Consider the following 17,939-nt stretch of genomic DNA (forward strand, 5'->3'; position numbering starts at 1 on the left):
GCAGTGTTAGGTGAGCGAGCGCATGCTATGCTAGCGAGCCGCTGTTTTTCAGGTGTCTTTTCGTGTTTCTTTCCGAGCGCGCCTGATCGCAGGCGCGGCGCTTTTTGCCTTGCCTTTCTTGTCGCCTTTTTCCGTGCTCTTCGCACGTTTTTTAGGGGTACTTGCAGGCGTTACCGGGGTGAAAAGTTTTGCCAGTTCGCGTTCAGCCCGTAACCAGTGATCCAGGTCCTGGCCAATTGGGCGGCCTTCCTGTTCCCAGATCATAAAACTACGCTGTGAAATCTGCTCATGTGATAATTGCGCCATCGGGTGCTCCTTTGCATGAAGGGGAGTTGCAAGAACACAGTATACGCCTGTGAGAGTTGCTCTCAGGCTACGGAGAGACCTACCACGCCTTCATGTCAAAAACTTGACCAACAGCCAAGAGACAGCTCAGGAAGCCTTTTTATCATATGTGGTTGCATGCCCCCGACGGCGTTGCCAAAAAACGGCGTCGGCAAAGCGTGTCTCACTGGCATAAAGATGGGCGCGAACACGGGCATAATCTTCAAAATCCCGGCGTATGCGGCGCCCGTATGCCTGCAGTTTTTCGTGCCGGCCCCGCAGCAGTTTCTCGGCAAGCGCAACACCGGCGCTTTGTGCGTGCAACAGTGCCTTGGTGATACCTGCCGACGATATGGGGTCATAACTGCTGGCCGCGTCGCCCACGGCAAGCCAGGCATCGCCGTATGTCGCTGACAAAAGGGTCGACGGTGCCGCGCGGGCCGTAAGCCGGACTTCATCCGTGAGTGTGACTGACGCCGGTAACTGATCTTTCAGCCAACGGGTTTTTTGCAAGCCCTCCCGCCAGCGATCCGGTGTGCGCAGGCCTTTTTCCTTGATCAGCGCCGGGTCGGTGCAAAATGTGACAATAGCCCTGCCAGCAGGCAGGCGGGCGGCATACCACCAGCCGTCCTCCACAGCTTCGATCAGGGTGCGGGCCGGCATGCTGTCACCCGGGTCTATGTCAAAGGTGGCACACAGGAAAACCACCTCGTCCAGCGTATTGCGGAACACACCGATGCGCCGGGCGAAAGCGGCAGGCAAGCCCGAGGCATCGACGACAAAGTCGGCCTTCAGGGTATGCCGGGTATTATCGGGCGTGGAGAAATCAAGCGATGCGCCGTCGTACAATTCCTGTGCACCGACCAGTCGCCACCCCTGGTGCAGCATGGCGCCAGCTTTGAGCGCTTCACTCAGGAGTTGCGTGTCAAAATAGGCGCGGTCAAGGTGATAGCCCCGGCCCATAACATCCAGCATGAAATCATTATGCCCGGGTGTCTGTCCGCCCCACACGGATGTGCTGCCCGGGCATGACAGATGAGGGCTTTCGGGCCCGAGCAGATGTTCAAGCGCCATGTCTCGCAAGCAGGGTGTGGCGGCTGGAGGAAGGCTTTCGCCGATGCGGGGGTCCGACGTTGGGGATTCACAGAATATTTTCACAGCGTAATGTTCGGGCCATGCTGGCTGGCGGAGGGTCCGCACGGCCCCCAGAAACGACAGGGCGGTTGCGGATGCGGCAGGACCACCGCCAATAATGGCGATGGTCTTTCGGGTTTGCTGTTCTTCACTAAACACTGCGGCTCCCTTTAGCTGCCGGCTTTACCGATGGACGCGGTTGGCCACGGCTGCACCACATCACCGTTGGAGGTGAAGAGGCTCGCCACTTCAAGGAATTTGTCAGCGCCATAGTTATCACCTTTGTCCGCTGAAATTTGCGTACCCTGAATGATGAAGCCAACCTTGTGCCAGTTGGCGACAAAATCTGGGTAGAGCTGATACCGTCCTTCATTTTGAGGATAGTCCGTATGGGTGCCGTTTGCACTCCCTTCCCCATCGCCGCGCACCGAGAACAGCTGGCCACCCAGGTTCCATACGCCGGCTTCACTATCATAGGTGCACAAACTCGCCGGGTGCACCTGTACCGGGCGCTGGGCAGGCCATGACCAGTAGAGGGTATTGTTCTGGCGCGGGTTGGGGTCGGGTTCGTGCACCGCACAGCTGTTATAGTCGGTGTGCCACGGCTGGGACATGAACTTGCACAGGTCCCCTGGCTCTACCATAGCCTTTTGAAGCGGTACGTAGCCCACGCCAAGGAAAGGCTGGTCTTTTGTCGCGGTGGTATAATCAAGCGGCTGCTGGTTGACCCGGAAAGGCCCGGTTTCACCCTGCCAGCTTTGCTTGTAGAGGTTGACATCCCGAACAATGAAGGTCAGGTCGATACCCGGCGAATAGCGACCGCCAAGGCAGTTGTGCAGCACGTCGCGGTCCAGGGCTTCACCGCCGCCAATGGCGCGCGCGTCCTCGACCGACACACCGTCATACCACTGCATCATCAGGAAATATTGCGTTGGGCTCAGCGACAGGAAACTCTTGGTCGCATCGCCCAGGGCCAGCGGCATTTTCACACCGGTGCCGTCTTCGTTGGGCTCGTTCGGGTCGCGCAGCAGATCCTTGAAGTTGGGGATGCGCTCCTTGGGGTTATCCTGATAGCTGATCTTGGCCATATAGTTATGGCCGTTTATGCCCTTGTCCGGCAGGCTGGTGTTCCAGCGTTGCAGGAAAGCCCCGTGGAAGACGGGCAGGATATCGCCGTAGAAGGATGCCTGATAGCCGGTCTGGTAGCTGCCGCCGCTGTAAAGGGAGGGGATAAGGCCCAGTTCCTCGACCCATGTATTGAACATATCATCCCACGTAGACACGACATTGCGGGTTTGCGGTGCATAACCGGGATCTGTGGTAACAACCCAGCCGCCGACAACTTCCTGGCTGCTGCCGTCATCAAAGACAACAACCGCATTCACCGGCCCATCCGACGTGTCGTCAAACCAATAGTCGTTATCGATGGGGTCCGTCATGGCGGGTGCCTTGCCGTCCGACTGGATGATGCCACTGGCTCGGCCATAGGCGCCGGCGACAATCAGGCGTCCGGTGCCCTTCTCGATCAGCAACTCCCCCAGCGTGTCGATGGCACCGTCATATTGGTACATCTTGAAATGATCGTCAGGGAAGCTGACGGGGTAGTCAGGTACTTTTTGTACCTTGCCGCTACCATCGGCATAGCTGCATGGCGTTTTGGCATCGAAGGGGATGACCGTGCCCGCCCCGGCTGCTGAGCGAATGGCGCGCGGCCCTGCGTCGATCACCAACTGGCTGCGCCGCGTGGTATTGGCAAGGTCCTCGCCAAAGCTGGCATCGCGCACGGGCGGGTGATTGGGTTTGCCGGTATCGGGGTTGATGCCCTTGTATGCGTTGATGCCTTCTTCTTCACCGTTGGCGCTGGTGATTTTGTAGAAGTTGTTCTTCTTGTTCGCCAGATGTACGGTCCAGACGATGTCGGTGATTTTTTTGCCGCCCACCGTATCCCCGATCTGCACCTCGCGGCCACCATCGGCAGCGGGATAATCCTGTTGCGGGCTATCGTAAGCATAGATGCGGAAACGCGCGGCCTGACGCTTCACGTTATCGGATGCGTCGCGAAAGTCGGTGGACGTGATCGGCGTGTTTTCTGTGTCCGGCTTGATGGGCAGGCCACCAAACAGGCCGTTTTCCTTGTCGACAAGGTCACCGGCGGCGGTTTCCGGTGCGATGTAATATTCTTCCGAGTTGCCCACACGGGCAAAGTTGATATTGGGATGGACCCTGAAAAAGGTGTCAGACATTGAAATTCCCCTGAAATCTGTGTGTCGGTAAACTGTGTATTGGTTGCAGGACTGGCGGTCTGCCCGGCGCAAGCCCTGTGGGGCGCGCCGGGCCGCTTGTGTCAGTCCTTCGCTGGCAACAGCTCGTCACCATTCTTCATCTGCTGGGACCAGAAATAGATGTTCTGGAAAGCGTGCGAGATGTTGATGTTCTTGGCTGGCAGCGGCATCAGGTCTGCCGAGGGCGGAAACACCTGTTCCGTGTTGTGACAGCGGAAACAGTTGTTCATGGTGCTTTGCACCTGCGTGAATGTTTCGATCGTCGCGTTCGACAGCTTCAGGGAGCCGATCAGAAGCTGGTTGCCTTCAGCGTCAAAGTCTGTCGCCAGTGTCATGCCGGGCTTGAGCGCATTTGTCGGGCGGAACCAGATGGCCCCGACCTCGCGGTAATTCGCCCAGACGTCGTCCTCTTGGGCAAGGCGTGGCATAACCGCCTTGTTCATGTCGGAGACATTGAGGTCGTTGGTTTCAACGCTTTTTTGCAGCTTGGGGTCGTTCACGGCGCTGTTGCCAAACTCATACTGGCGGCAGGCCTGTGTGATGGGGGACAGTTTTTGTGTTGCCTCATCCAGCTTCAGTTCGGGTGACTTGCCATAGTTGATGTTACAGCCCGAAAACGGCGTACCCGCCTTGTAGAAGGTATAATCGTCTTCGGAGATCACGGTCGATGGCGTGAAGCCAGCCGGAACATTGGGGGCGTTTTCAACCTGCTCGAACGTGGCCCAGATCATCTCGGGGTGGCCCTTGACCACACCGCCGATGTGAAAGCCGACAAGCGCCAGCGTTACTTGGCGGATGTCGCTGGTGTCGATAACGATTTTGCCGCCCTTGTTGGCTAGGCCGTATACGGAAGACTTCATGGTGAAAAACTTGTCGGTGTCCTCACCGTCCTCAACAATTTTCCAGGATGCCTTCAGCTCCAGGGAGCCGATAGGGAAGGACGTCGTGGCCTCAAAGGCACGGGCACTGTCCGGGTTGGTCAGGTCGTTATCTTCCATGAACTTCACATAGGTGTCGTCCAGATACTGCGAGTAATAAACAGCATTGCCGTTTTCATCGACAAAGATGCCGTCTGTGCCTGCTTGCAGGAACTCGTCAAAGGTTTCCGCTTTGTTGCTTTTGCCCATGCGCGGCATCATGATCCCGCGGGTCTCAAGCCCCAGCAGTTCATAAGGTGATGCGAAGCTTAGGAAGCGTGGCTCGCCGTCCACGTCCTGTGTCAGCCACAGGAACATCTGCCATGACCATTCATGGAAGTTGCAGATGGTGCTGCTGTCAAAGCCCGCATTGTCGGGCTCGGGCGTCTGGCTGTGTGGGAACCAGTTGCTGATATCTTCCGTCGGGCATGATGAGCCCCCGTAGGCGTTTGCTTCTGCCCAGGGTGCACTTGCGAACACCATGAGCGCACCGGCGGCCAGGGCCGCCTTTGACATATACTGCTTCATACCAATCTCCCCCCGTTTGGGATTGCGGTTAGCAGCATCCTGATTGCTGGAATGGCCTAATGTTGGTGCACAGAACGGAGCGTCGAAACTTGAGACGAAACATGACCCCTAGCCTGCATATTCGCCGTCAATCGGTGGATGCCTATTGAACAACTAAAAAGTTTATTAGGTGATTTATAATTGTATTATATACTAAATGTTAAATTAAAAATTTATTATTTGCACTTTATTGGAGAATTTACCGCTATTTGGCACGCAGGGGTAGCGAGACAATCATTTGATTTGAAGTGTTGGTGAAATCAGCAGCCGACTCGGGCGCTGGACAGTGTTTGGGCGCGGGAGCGTTGCCGCCGCTCCTCGGAAGAATCAGCGGCAACGCCGGGCAGGCTTCAGGCGCACATCATGCGCTGTTCGACAAAGTCATTGACCATCATTACACCGGCAAGCGTGCCCTCGTGCGCCGCGCCGACAAGGGTGGAAAAGCCGGTTTTTGCGTCTCCGATTATAAAGATGTCCCGCATGCGCGTGCGGCCCACGGGGTCGGTTTCGTAAACCGGTTTCTTGAGCTGGGGATGCATGACTTTCTGGATGCCGAGGGCATCAATCAGGTCGTTGGCGGTGCTGTTGGGCAACTCGGACATGAACATGACGTCCGTTGGCAGGCGGTCACCGCTCTTGAGGACAACTTCGCTGACCATGCCATCCGTATGCACGATCTCGTCCACGGGGGTCTCAAAGATTTCGCCGTCGGATATTGTGGCGAATTTTTCCAGCATGCTTGCTGGCACCGGGGTGCCGTCTGTGACGAAGTTGATGTTCCGGGACCAGCCGGCGAGCAGGCTGAGGAAGTGCCAGTCATTTTCGGAACTGCTGAGCACAGTGATGTTTTTACCCCGGAACTCAAAGCCGTGGCAGTAAGGACATGTAAAAAGCGAGGTGCCGAATACATCCTGGATGCCCGTGATGCCAAGCTGATCGGGCCGGATGGCGATGCCGGTGGCGAAGACGATCTTGTCGGTGGTGACAATGCGGCCACCGGCGCAGGCGGCTTTGTAGCCCAGCGCCGTTTTCTCAAGCGAAACCACCTTGTCTTCCACATATTCGACGGTGTCATACTTGCCAAGGTCGGACCGGCCTTTGCCGAGAAGGTTCGACTTTGTCAGCCCGTCATTAGTGATGAAATTATGTACGCTGACATCGTCGCCCAGATAACTGCTGCCACCGTCGACGATGCAGCACCTGATAAGTGAACGGCCCAGCATCAGCGCCGTACTGAGCCCCGCAATACCGCCGCCAACGACGAGAACCTGTACATCATTTTCCTGCCCAAACATTGACTTGTAACCTTTCACATTCGCTGGAGTTTGAAGAGTGGGGGAGTTTAAAGAGTGAGCTGTCTAGTGCAGCCAGACGTAAAGCAGTTTGCCCGCCTTGATGCCCAGCCAGAACAGAACCGGGGACAAAAGAATGCCACCGAGGATCCATGCGCCTGCCTGGTTTTCACTGAAGTCCATTTTTACCTCCTTGTGGTTGGGGTGTGGGAAAGGGGCAGCTACGCCACTGATGCGGCGTAGCTGCAGCCATGATTAATTGACCGCTGTGTAGAGGTCTTTGCCGATCTCGATGCCGGTCTTGAACAGGGCAACGCCGGCGACGATGCCGCCAAGAATGCAAAGGCCGCCACAGACGAAACCGCCTGCAACCTGTTCAACTTCATCTGCGGACATCACAGTGATAGCTTGCGTATTCATGTCTTGTTTCCTTTCTTGGCCAACCGGCCGTTATGGATTGAGTTCAATTACTTCGCGCTTTTTTCAGCAGCAGTGTAGCCAACCGCCACGCCCGCGCCGAAAAGAAGGCCAGCGCCGAAGGCGATGCCTGCGATGCAAAGGCCGCCGCAGATAAAGCCACCGCTGACTTCATCAAGCTCAAAGTGATCGAGTTCGCGGATATCAAGTTCCATCATGTTCAGGTTCCTTTCGGGTTCGAATTAGTCAGCGATAATTGCGCGGGTTGCGACAAAGCCGATGGCAGCGCCGGCAAGGAATGCAACGCCTGCAGCCGCTGCAATACAAAGGCCGGCACATATGAAGCCGCCAGCGACTTCCTGTGTTTCAACCATTTCGAGTTCGCGAATATCACCTGAGTTGACAGGCATGGTCATCGTATCCATATCTAAGTCTCCATTTCATTGACGATTTGGACATGGGGCCAGCGGCTTGGTTTGCGTCATCCGCTGGCTCCTTCTGTTTGCCGAAGCGAACCATTCGCTCCGACCCCTGTGCCGTTTACCGGCACAAAGCTCTTGCTATCCTGTGTAAGGCCAACTTCGGCCTGGTCGTTTGCGGGTTCTGTCCGCTTCAATTCGCCCTGCTGCATCTCAAGCACACGGTCAGCCATGCGGATGGTCTCGGGCCGGTGCGCAATGATGATGCGGGTGATGCCCAGAGACGCGACAGACTGGTTGACCAGTCGCTCGGTGGTGACATCAAGATGGGCGGTGCCTTCATCCATGAAGAGGATTCGGGGCTGCCGGTACAGGGCGCGTGCCAGCATGATGCGCTGTTTCTGTCCGCCCGAAAGCGCTGCGCCCATGTCGCCGACAAGGCTTTCATATTTCATCTGCATGGCCATCACTTCGTCATGCACCATGGCGGCTTTCGCGGCGGCAATCACACGGGACATGTCTGTCTCGGGGTCAAAAAAGGCGATGTTCTCGGCGATGGTGCCGGCGAAAAGTTCGTCCTCCTGCATCACCACGCCAATCTGGCGGCGGTATGCCGCGAGGCCATAGTCCGTAAGGGCTGCATCACCCAGAAGCACCTGCCCTTCGTTGGGGCGAAAGAGGCCGGTCATGATCTTCAGCAATGTGGTTTTACCGCACCCTGACGTGCCAACGATGGCGACCGCTTCCCCTGCCCTGATAGACAGGTCCACACCCTTGAGCACCTCGGGTGTGCTGTCGCTGTAGCGGTAGCGGACGCCCTTGAGTGTTATATCCCCACTGATGGCGCCCGTGTTCATATAGTCCGGCAGCCCGTCATCCTGTTCTTCCTGGTCGGTATGGGCGATATCAGCGACCCGCTCAAGGTGAAGCGAGAGCATGCGGAATTCGATGGCCTTCTCCACCAGCCCGGAGGCCTTTTCGGTGAAATTGCGCTTGTAGGCCATGAAGGCGAAGATCATGCCGACGGTAAAGTCGCCCGCCAGTACCATTTTGGCCGCGACATAGATCAGCAGGATGTGTTCAACCCCGAAGATGCCGGTATTGGCCGCGTCGAACCAGACGCGCAGTTTCTCTGCGCGGGCGTTGGTATTCACGACATCGGCGTAGTTGTTTTTCCACACATTCTCGCGCTGGGTCTCCGCGCCAAAAAGCTTGAGGCTGGTCACGCCGCGCACCGTCTCGATGAACGTCGTGTTTTCCTTGGCGCGACTGATGATAGCGTCTTCCTGGGCCGTGCGGAACGGGCGGTAAAAGGCCATGCGCACAAGGAAATAAAGCGCCCATGCGGCCAGTGCGATAGCGGCCAGAAGCGGACTGTAAACGAACATCAGGATAAGGGTGGTGACCGCCATGATGCCGTCGATCAGGCTGGCAATCAGCCCTTCCGTGAGCATGGTCTTGATCGGCTCCATCGACCCAAAGCGGGAGACAACATCACCGATATGGCGTTTTTCGAAAAAGTCGATCGGCAGCTTGATCAGATGGCGGAACAGGTTCCCCACCATCTGGTAAGAGAGCATGCTGCCAAAGTACAAGAGCACGTGCCCGCGCAATGTTTGGGCAACAAAGTTGATCAGGGTAAAGCCTGCGAACCCGAGGGCGAGCACAACAAGCAGGTCTGTGTCGAATTTTGACAAAACTTCATCGACGGCGATTTGCAGGTAAAAGGGGCTCGCAAGCACAAAAAGCTGCAGGATGGCAGACAAGACGAAAACCTGCATCAGGTTGCGCTTGAGGCCGTATAGCCGGCCCCATAGGTCCGATAACCTGAGCATCGTGCGCTCGCTCTTTTTCCTGAAGCCTTCGGTAGGGCTCAGTTCAAGTGCAATGCCGGTGAAATGGTCTGAGAACTCGTCGTGGGTGTAGCTGCGTTCGCCAAGCGCCGGGTCGTGGACTGTCAGCTTGCTGCCCGTAACCGATTTCAACACCACAAAATGATTCATGTCCCAGTGGATGACAGCAGGCAGGCGCACCTTGGTGATTTTCTCGATCGGGACCTTGATGGGCCGTGTGGTGAAAGCCATTTTTTCCGCCACGTCTATGACTGACTTCAGCGTCATGCCTTGCAGGCTCGTGGCATATTTACGCCGGAGTGTGGCGAGATCGGTACGGTAACCATAATAGCCAGCTACCATGGCGAGTGATGCAAGACCGCATTCCGCCGCTTCATTCTGCCGTATGACGGGCAGGCGATTCATGCCGGAAAGATTAAGCCGAAAGTCTTGCATCACATGCTTCATGTCAGATCACCAGATAACCGGTGAGGTGGGGGCGGGCATTTCAGGAGCACCGTTCGGGTAGAAGGAGTTCCCGACCCATTCCCCGAATGGGAATCGTTCCATCAGGTCCTGCATGATGCCGGCGCCTTGCACCGCGGATAGTTCTTCCGCATTCAGTTCTTCAAAGTGGTCCATGACATTCTCCATTTCTGTCTATGTTGATGGTGCCCGAAGGCTGTTTTCACGGGTGGGTAGCAGCCCGGCCCGGAAACTGTATGTGCCTGTGAGCCCGCTCATGAGCGCTCCCCAACGGCACGCAGCGGCTCAAGAAGCCAGTCAAGAAAGCTGCGGCGTTCAAGCACGATGTTGGCGCGCAGGGTCATGCCACTTTGCAGGCTGATCAGGCGGTTGCGAACTTCGATCTCCTCGGCCGGGATGCTGGCAGTCACGCGATACACGGGCTCCTGCAGCTCGAAGGGGGACAGGATTTCACGTGGGCTGAGGATGGTTCCGGTCACCCGGCGCACAGTCGCGGGATAAGAGCCAAAGCGCTGATAGGGGAAAGCGTCATAGAGCAGGCGCACCTCCTGTCCTTCTTCGACAAATCCGGCCGCGCGGCTGGGCACGAACAATTCAGCTTCAAGGCTGCTGCCCTCAGGGAGGATAGTCAGCAGCGGCTGGCCTGCCTGCACCGACCGGCCGATGCTGGTACCTGCCACGGCCACAACCTTGCCCTTTGTGTGAGAATTGATGACATAGGCGCGGCGACCCTCAAGTTCTGCCTTGCGGGCTTCCAGCTCAGCCCGCTGGGTATCCAGCCTGGCAAGACGCTGTTCGCTCTCATTCGGTAGTTGCCTGAGACGGATGTCAATCTGCTCGAGGCTCGTTTTGGCGGCTGCCAGTTCTTGCCGTTTCAGCTGTTCCTGGGTCTGCTGGCCAAGCCACGTCTGGTGCCGGCGCTCGGATTCGATCTTGCTGATATAACCTTTGCCCAGCAGTTCCTGAACGTCCTTGTAAGCACTTTCGGCCGAGCTCGTGATCTGGCGCTGGAGTTCGATCTGGCGAGCGAGCGACTTTATGTTCAGATTAGTTTTGGCGCGTTCTGACGTGAGCCGTGCGATCTCGGCCTCAAGCTGGTTCTGTTCCAGCGTGGTTTGGGTGTCGAGGGTCGACTGCTGCCTTACGATGGCCTCCAGCGCCTTTTTCGCAAAACTGTCACCGTCCTGGCCGGTAGCAGACACAAGAATGGCTGCGAGAGGTTGGCCCTTTTCCACCATGTCACCTTCCTGCACATGCAGGGCTTCAAGCGTGCCAAATTGGCTGGCCTGTATCTTTACCAGGCCTTTGGAGGGAACAAGGTGTCCGCTGACATGTTCGGTGCGTGCATAGCTGCCGGTCCCGAGCAACAGGACAAAGATCGCGACAATGCCGCAAAGCAACAAAGACACAACTGTAAAGGGCATTGGCTGCGTGAGAAAAACATCCCCGTGCAACTTTTTTTTCTGGGCGTTTACAGCTTCAGCACGAAACATCGTGACTCCTCCTGGCGGAATAGAAGGTGGATGATGTCAACTTGGCGCCATGCATATATCTTGTTGGAAAGACACACGTATAGCGGCATCTACGTGTCCCTCAGGGCACTAGAGATGGATGGCTGCGCGGCTGTTGAGATTAAGGGCGGCACGGGTGGGCATATTGGTGGCGTGCGGGCTTAATTTAACTGTCTTATACGAGAACGCTTTTAAAATTGGCTGGTTAATGATAGAGTACCCCATGTCAATTCTCCATTTCAACGACTTGACATCCTGCGGTTCTGATTGTTGCAGCAGTCAGAACCGCATTCATTTATACAACCAAAGGACTAAATGAGTTCAGTCAACCGTTCTTTTGACCGGTCGAATTCTTTGCGCTTGTTTGGCTTGATTTCCAATGTTGTTGAAAGCATTGGCGTCATTTCCAGAAAAACAATAAACAGCACTTCTCATATACCCCCTGACACCTTCGTTTAATCTTAATTCAAACTCAGGTTGTAAATTGATGCTTGCAGGCCATGTCTCATAAATCAACCAAAAATTTACGGATGTAATTTTTTTTCGAAATAAAGTTGCGTGTGGCCAGGCCTGAGCGGGAAATTATGTGCACCCGCAAGTCCATGACTTTGCTGTTGAAAATTATCTTCTTGTCCAAGCCACAAAATGCCGCGCTTTTTCGGTGCAAAAAAGAAGGAAATCTTAACCGTAAATTGGCAACCGGTCAGTTCCCCTGATCTGAATATCTACAAAAACGGTTATCCGGCGGGATATCGAATCAAGGCAGGAGGACGACATTGCCGCATGGACCAGTTACCCAGGCTCGATCCGTGGCTGGCATTACGCAAGCGGCGCATGGCGCAAAGCCGCAACAGCCGTGAATATAGCGCCAGCAACAAATGATCCCGGTGTCATTTTTCTTTCAAAACACTTGTCGCCCCAAAATGTTTGCGGTATAACAAACGAAATGACACCGGTATCAATGTAAATGACACCGGTGTCATTAAGTCCTGCCTTTGGGAAGAGGCAAGTGAAATCTGGATTTTCAGAGTGGAAGGTTCACAATTGGCGTCAGTGCTCCTCGGGGAGTCGTTGGCGTTATAACCTGGGGAGGTTAAGAAAATGATCACCAATACATACCGGCAGCGCCAGGCGCGCCTGCTGGGCACTGTCATCTCATCAGCCATTCTGGCCGCTGCGGTTCCCGCAAGCGTCTGGGCGCAAGATGAAGCCACGGTTACGGCTGACCCGCTTGAAGAAATTGTTGTCACCGGCTATCGCAGCAGCCTTCAAGCGGCCCTGAATGTTAAGAAAAACACCGTCTCCGCGGTTGATGCCATTGTAGCCGAGGACATTGCGAAGTTTCCTGACCAGAACCTCGCGGAAGCTTTGCAGCGTGTACCGGGCATTGCGATTGAACGTGATGCTGGCGAAGGCCGGGCGATTACCGTTCGTGGCCTTGGTGCCCAGTTCACCCGGGTGCGCCTGAATGGTATGGAGACCATCGCGACATCAACAGACGGCGCGTCGGCAAACCGGGACCGTGGGTTCGACTTCAATATTTTCGCGAGCGAGCTTTTCAATTCCATCGTCGTGCATAAAACAGCTGAGCCCTCGCTTGACGAAGGGTCGCTCGGTGCGGTGGTGGACCTTAACACCGGTAACCCGCTCTCCTATAAAGAAGGCTTCTCTTTCGTGGTGTCCGGCAAGGCCCAATATAACGATCTGAGTGAAGATCTTGCGCCGCGTATTGCCACCCTTGGTTCATGGGTAAACCCGGACCGTACTTTTGGCCTGTCCGCTTCTCTCGCGTATTCAGACTATAAAACGCTTGAGATGGGCAACAACAGCGTACGCTGGCAGCAGGCCCGGTTTAATTCCGTGGAAGGGGTCGATTGTTTTGATGACAGCGGCGCCTATGTGTCCAGCACCGGCTGTGATGAAGCATCACTTGCCTTCCACCCACGTATCCCGCGTTATGGCGAAATTGCCCATGACCGCGAACGCCTTGGTGCGACGGCGTCGATTCAGTTCGCGCCCAGCGAGCGCACCACCTTTACCATTGACGGCCTGTATTCCCGCTTCAAGGAAACACGTTCCGAAAGCTGGGGTGAAGTTCTCTTCCGCGGTAACGAAGGTACAATGGATGTCACCAGCTATTCGGTGGACAGCAATGGCAATATGGTTTCCGCCACAGTGGATAACGCCTGGGTGCGGACCGAAGCCTATCGCCGTGAAAGCGAGACCGAATTCTATCAGCTGTCTGCCAGACTTGAGCAGGATGTAACCGATAGTTTCCGGGTGGAAGTTCTGGGCGGGCTTTCCCAGTCAGACGCGGACATCCCGGTTGAAACCACCATCATTTTTGACGATCGCGATTCGACAAACTATAGCTACGACTATACTGATTCTAACCATCCGGCGCTGTCATTTGGCCCGGGCATTGACGATGCATCAGCTTTCCAGTTCGCTGAATTCCGCGACCGTCCTTCGTTCCTGACCAATAAGTTCCGGACACTTGCCGTGAACACAGAATGGGACATGAATGACAGCCTGCAGCTGAAAACAGGCGCTATGTATCGTCGTTTCAACTTTGACACGGTTGGCTACCGCCGTGACTCGACCTATTGCTCGGCCTTTACCTGTGACGCTGGCACCTATGGCCTTCAGGTGACCGACGGTATCGCCCAACTTTTTGAACTCGGCGACGCCGGGCAGCCAAGTGGCACCACAACGGGTTGGATCATTCCCGACATTGACGCCGCTGCGGACCTGATCAACCTTTATGGCCGGGAAGCTGCTTTCCGCGAAGGTGAGGACCGGGGCGTGGTCGAAACCGTCAAAGGTGGCTATGTCGAGCTGAATGCAAAGACAGAAGTTGGCGGCATGACCGTGGCGATGAACGGTGGCGTGCGGTATGCGCACACCAAACAACTGTCCCGTGGTTGGAACAACGGTTCAGAAGTAGAAGTTGACCGCACCTATGATGACTGGCTGCCCTCCGCGAATATCGCGATCTGGCCAACCGACGATTTTGTGATCCGCGGTGCCGTTGCCAAGGTTATCACGCGGCCAAGCCTCGGTAGCCTGACACCAGGCGGCAGTGTTGACGGGTTCAACTATCGTGTGACCTCCGGGAACCCGAACCTGAGCCCTTACCGCGCGACCACCTTTGATGTCTCGTTCGAATATTATTTTGCGGAGCAGGCAATCGCCTCCGTTGCGCTCTTTGCCAAAGACATCAAAAGCTTCCCAATCAGCACAACCCTTCAGGGCACTTATGCCTCGACGGGGCTGCCGTTGTCCCTGATCCCACCAGGGTCACCGGCCGCTGCTGACCCTGAAGGGCGGCCTTGGGAACTTCGTACCACTGGTGATGGTCCGGGCGGCAAACTCAAGGGCGCGGAATTCTCCTTGCAGACACCGTTTACCTTCCTGCCCGGTATCCTGAGCCGTTTTGGTACCATCCTCAACCTGACCCTTGTGGACAGCGATGTTGATTATACCGTCGGCACACCGGGCACGGATGCAACGGTGGCGTCCTTCCCTGCGCTGGGCAGCGAAGTGATCACCGAGCGCCTGTTTGGTCTGTCGAAAACATCTGCGAACGGCACGCTCTATTATGAGGACGAGAAATTCTCGGCGCGTGTGTCGGTTGCTTACCGCAGTGGCTTTATCGACAGCACCAGCGCGACCGGTAACCGGTTCGAAGGCTACAACAGCACAATGAATGTTGATGCCGCGCTTCGCTATCAGCTCACGGATAATATCGAACTCTCGCTTGAAGGCATCAACCTGACAGACGATTACCGTGACCGTTTCACCGATCTCTATGTCGACCGTAACTATGAGTATAATCACTATGGTCGCGTGATCCTGTTTGGTGTGCGGTACCAGATGTAAGGGGCCTTCCCACCTCTTATCCCGGTATGTGCACCGGGGAAAAACGGCCGGGAGGCGGCGACCGCGTCCCGGCCATTTTTATGGATAAAACAGCCTCGGGGGAAAACATGAACAGGCGGAATTTGCTCAAGACCCTATTGGGAACCTCCACCCTTGCCATGATGGCGACCGCGCCTTTTGGCGGGCCTGCGCTGGCGCAGGGCTCGCGCGCCAGCTCATCGCTGGACCCATACGCAGCCATGCGTTGGGGCCGGGGTTTTGAGGGACAGCGCAAGGCAGACCTTGGCGATGGCACTTTTCTCAACCCGGTTTTTGCTGGCGACCACCCTGACCCGACCATCATGCGCGACGGGGATGACTATTACCTGACATTCTCGAGTTTCGACAGTTATCCGGGCATCGTTATCTGGCACAGCCGCGATCTGGTAAACTGGCGGCCTGTCACAGCGGCGCTGACGACGCCCATCGGGTCTGTCTGGGCGCCAGAACTGGTTAAACATGATGAGCGTTTTTATTGTTACATCCCGGCACGCTTCCCGGACTATCGCTCAATTTATGTTATTCACGCGGATGCCATCGAGGGTCCATGGTCCGAGCCCATTGACCTCAAGCTTCACAAGCATATCGACCCCGGCCACGCGGTGGCGGACGACGGCACTCGGTATCTTTTCCTCTCCGGCGGCGACCGCGTGAAACTGAACATGGATGGCCTTTCTCTTGCGGGGGAGGTAGAACATGTCTACGACCCGTGGCGCTATCCGGAAGACTGGGTAGTGGAAACTTTCGCGCCTGAAGGCCCCAAGATTGTTAAACGCGGGGACTATTTCTACATGGTCACCGCCGTTGGCGGCACCGCTGGGCCACCAACCGGGCATATGGTCATTATGGCTCGCGCCGAAACGCTTGATGGCCCTTGGGAAGACGCACCGCAAAACCCTATCCTGCGCACGGGAAGCGCGGCGGAGAAATGGTGGTCGCGTGGGCATGCGACACTCTTCGAAGGCCCCGATGAGCGCTGGTGGATGATCTACCACGGCTATGAAAACGGTTATTGGACACTTGGTCGTCAGGCCTTGCTGGAACAAGTTGAGTGGACTGAGGATGGTTGGCCGACCCCGCTGGGAGGTGATCTCTCGCAGCCGATCGGCAAGCCAGTAGACTTAGGTCCACAACCGCATGGCCAGCCGCTCAGCGATGATTTTAGCAGCAACCGTTTTGGCCTGCAGTGGGCGTTTTATGACCCCGCGCCCGATGAGATGAAGCGTGCCAGCTATGGCGACCGTGCACTTATGCTGAAGGCCAAGGGCACCGAGCCGTCGAATTGCTCCCCCGTCACCTGCATAACGGGCGATCATTCCTACCGCATCGAGATGGATGTTACGGTGGACGGCGCGACAGAGGCCGGGTTGCTGTTGTTCTATAACAAGCGACTTTATGCCGGGCTTGGCCTTGGGCCGGATGGACTGATGATGCACCGATATGGCTTGCCGCGTCGGCGTGGCGCGGTGCCGGGCCAGCGTGAGCCCGGCGCGCCAGAGGTGCTGGTGCGCACGCTTCGCTTCCGGCTGACCAACCGGCAGAATATCCTCACCATCCACACCAGTCAGGACGCCGGTAAAAGCTGGCGGAAGTTCGATGTGCAGATGGAAGTCTCTGGCTACCACCATAATGTGGCGTATGACTTTCTCAGCCTCAGGCCCGGCTTTTACGCGGCAGGCGAGGGCGAGGCACGCTTCGCTAATTTCACGTATGAGGCGCTGTATGACGATTAGCGGCTGACGATCCTATTACCCGGGGCAGGACGGAACCCCTTCCAGACGACCACCGTCCTGATTCTCAACCTTTGCCTGAAGTGGACCTCCAAGCCGCTTCAGGCTTTTTTTCAGTCCACGGCGATGCCTTCAAGCTCCAGCAGCCAACGCGCGTCATAGATGCCGGTGATGATGATCGACAGCGCTGGGGCATGGCCTTGGCGGGTCGATCCAAATTACACCGATAGAGTTTTCTATTGAACCCTGATCGTGGCGCTCAATACAACAGGGCGGTTTGCCGGAATCATCGATGGGGTGCGGCCTGGCCACGCACAATTCTGCATGCTCTGTTCCTGCCGCAAAACCCAACTGTGCCATGGTTTTCCGTCAACCTCGCATGCGATGGTGATCGAGTGTGGCCAGCCGGGTGGTGGGGCCTGGAAATGAAATTCCACTTCGTCGCCGGTCGTGCGGGCGGCGGGCGTGGCCACTAGGGCGTTGCCGTCAGAGACAATATCCATCTTGTCGGCGCGGCCAAAGCGGAACGAAAGGCCGCCATACCCTTTTTCGTTGTCCGAGCCAGCAATGCTCACATTCGGTACAAGGGCGGTGAGCGCCACGCGGAGGTGCAGGCGGTCACCTGATGCGGCAACGGTCACCGTTGTGTCTTCGCGCAGGAAATCCGTCGGCGTGTCGGTGGCGTCCGTGCGCCACAATGTGCTGGTATTGATCTCAACGCTGCCGTCCGACCGATCGCCGTAGGATCGGCCCACCGGTACGTAAGTGATATGATCGCCCACCCAGGCATCGCCCACGCTTTCGCCCCCAATAAACAGGCCGCGCCAGGACCAGAAGATGCCCCGATGGTGGATATGATCCGCGGGTGCGTTCTCGGTGATGATGGTGCCGGATGGCGCAAACAGCGGATGCAAATAATTGGCACGCCACGGTTCGGCCCTGTTTGGTGGGCTTATCTGGTACCGCAGGATAGGACCCCTATTGTCCGAGATGTCGATATGGCTCTCGGTGCCGATCACATTGAGCGGGGCCTTTCCCTCCTTCTCGCATGCAAGAGGGAAGGAAAGCGGGATGAGGGCTGCGAGGGTTGACAGGGTTTTCATCATA

15 protein-coding genes are annotated in these 17,939 nt (G+C 56.4%); 3 read left to right on the plus strand and 12 right to left on the minus strand.

Annotated features, from left to right (window positions below):
* Window positions 1–48: 48 nt before the first annotated feature.
* From OEU85_RS16700 to OEU85_RS16750, 11 genes are all read right to left on the minus strand, one after another.
* Window positions 49–306 (minus strand): DUF2934 domain-containing protein, encoded by a 258-nt coding sequence (locus tag OEU85_RS16700; RefSeq protein ID WP_262692665.1) that lies wholly within the window; start codon window positions 304–306, stop codon window positions 49–51.
* A 126-nt stretch (window positions 307–432) separates the two neighbouring features.
* On the minus strand, window positions 433–1,617 hold the full coding sequence (locus OEU85_RS16705) for a tryptophan 7-halogenase (protein ID WP_262692666.1): 1,185 nt from the start codon (window positions 1,615–1,617) through the stop codon (window positions 433–435).
* An 11-nt stretch (window positions 1,618–1,628) separates the two neighbouring features.
* Window positions 1,629–3,701, minus strand: a complete 2,073-nt coding sequence (locus OEU85_RS16710) for a LodA/GoxA family CTQ-dependent oxidase (RefSeq protein ID WP_262692667.1) — start codon at window positions 3,699–3,701, stop codon at window positions 1,629–1,631.
* A 101-nt stretch (window positions 3,702–3,802) separates the two neighbouring features.
* Window positions 3,803–5,185, minus strand: coding sequence for a hypothetical protein (locus tag OEU85_RS16715; RefSeq protein ID WP_262692668.1), 1,383 nt, complete (start codon window positions 5,183–5,185; stop codon window positions 3,803–3,805).
* 389 nt (window positions 5,186–5,574) lie between these two features.
* Window positions 5,575–6,519, minus strand: coding sequence for an NAD(P)/FAD-dependent oxidoreductase (locus OEU85_RS16720; RefSeq protein WP_262692669.1), 945 nt, complete (start codon window positions 6,517–6,519; stop codon window positions 5,575–5,577).
* Between the two features lie 252 nt (window positions 6,520–6,771).
* Complete coding sequence (locus OEU85_RS16725) at window positions 6,772–6,936, minus strand: hypothetical protein (protein WP_262692670.1); 165 nt, start codon at window positions 6,934–6,936, stop codon at window positions 6,772–6,774.
* Window positions 6,937–6,983: 47 nt separating this feature from the next.
* Window positions 6,984–7,151: a class IIb bacteriocin, lactobin A/cerein 7B family gene (locus tag OEU85_RS16730; RefSeq protein ID WP_262692671.1), complete on the minus strand. Its 168-nt coding sequence runs from the start codon at window positions 7,149–7,151 to the stop codon at window positions 6,984–6,986.
* A 24-nt stretch (window positions 7,152–7,175) separates the two neighbouring features.
* Complete coding sequence (locus OEU85_RS16735) at window positions 7,176–7,358, minus strand: hypothetical protein (protein ID WP_262692672.1); 183 nt, start codon at window positions 7,356–7,358, stop codon at window positions 7,176–7,178.
* A gap of 56 nt (window positions 7,359–7,414) precedes the next feature.
* Window positions 7,415–9,652, minus strand: coding sequence for a peptidase domain-containing ABC transporter (locus OEU85_RS16740; RefSeq protein ID WP_262692673.1), 2,238 nt, complete (start codon window positions 9,650–9,652; stop codon window positions 7,415–7,417).
* A gap of 6 nt (window positions 9,653–9,658) precedes the next feature.
* Window positions 9,659–9,826, minus strand: a complete 168-nt coding sequence (locus OEU85_RS16745; protein WP_262692674.1) for a hypothetical protein — start codon at window positions 9,824–9,826, stop codon at window positions 9,659–9,661.
* 98 nt (window positions 9,827–9,924) lie between these two features.
* Window positions 9,925–11,163: an HlyD family efflux transporter periplasmic adaptor subunit gene (locus OEU85_RS16750; RefSeq protein ID WP_262692675.1), complete on the minus strand. Its 1,239-nt coding sequence runs from the start codon at window positions 11,161–11,163 to the stop codon at window positions 9,925–9,927.
* A 663-nt stretch (window positions 11,164–11,826) separates the two neighbouring features.
* On the opposite strand from OEU85_RS16750, the gene OEU85_RS16755 reads away from it, so the two are divergent.
* From OEU85_RS16755 to OEU85_RS16765, 3 genes are all read left to right on the plus strand, one after another.
* Entirely contained in the window at window positions 11,827–12,063 is a 237-nt protein-coding gene (locus OEU85_RS16755) for a hypothetical protein (protein ID WP_262692676.1), read from the plus strand.
* A 219-nt stretch (window positions 12,064–12,282) separates the two neighbouring features.
* Window positions 12,283–15,063 (plus strand): TonB-dependent receptor, encoded by a 2,781-nt coding sequence (locus tag OEU85_RS16760; RefSeq protein WP_262692677.1) that lies wholly within the window; start codon window positions 12,283–12,285, stop codon window positions 15,061–15,063.
* 107 nt (window positions 15,064–15,170) lie between these two features.
* The gene (locus OEU85_RS16765) at window positions 15,171–16,835 is read left to right on the plus strand and encodes a family 43 glycosylhydrolase (RefSeq protein ID WP_262692678.1); all 1,665 of its coding nucleotides are present in this window, start codon (window positions 15,171–15,173) and stop codon (window positions 16,833–16,835) included.
* Window positions 16,836–17,068: 233 nt separating this feature from the next.
* Here the strand turns inward: OEU85_RS16765 and OEU85_RS16770 are convergent, their stop codons facing one another.
* Window positions 17,069–17,938, minus strand: coding sequence for a PmoA family protein (locus OEU85_RS16770; RefSeq protein WP_262692679.1), 870 nt, complete (start codon window positions 17,936–17,938; stop codon window positions 17,069–17,071).
* Window position 17,939: the final 1 nt, after the last annotated feature.

Origin of the sequence: Kordiimonas aestuarii (assembly GCF_025574465.1) — a bacterium.
In the GTDB taxonomy this organism is placed as follows: domain Bacteria; phylum Pseudomonadota; class Alphaproteobacteria; order Sphingomonadales; family Kordiimonadaceae; genus Kordiimonas; species Kordiimonas aestuarii.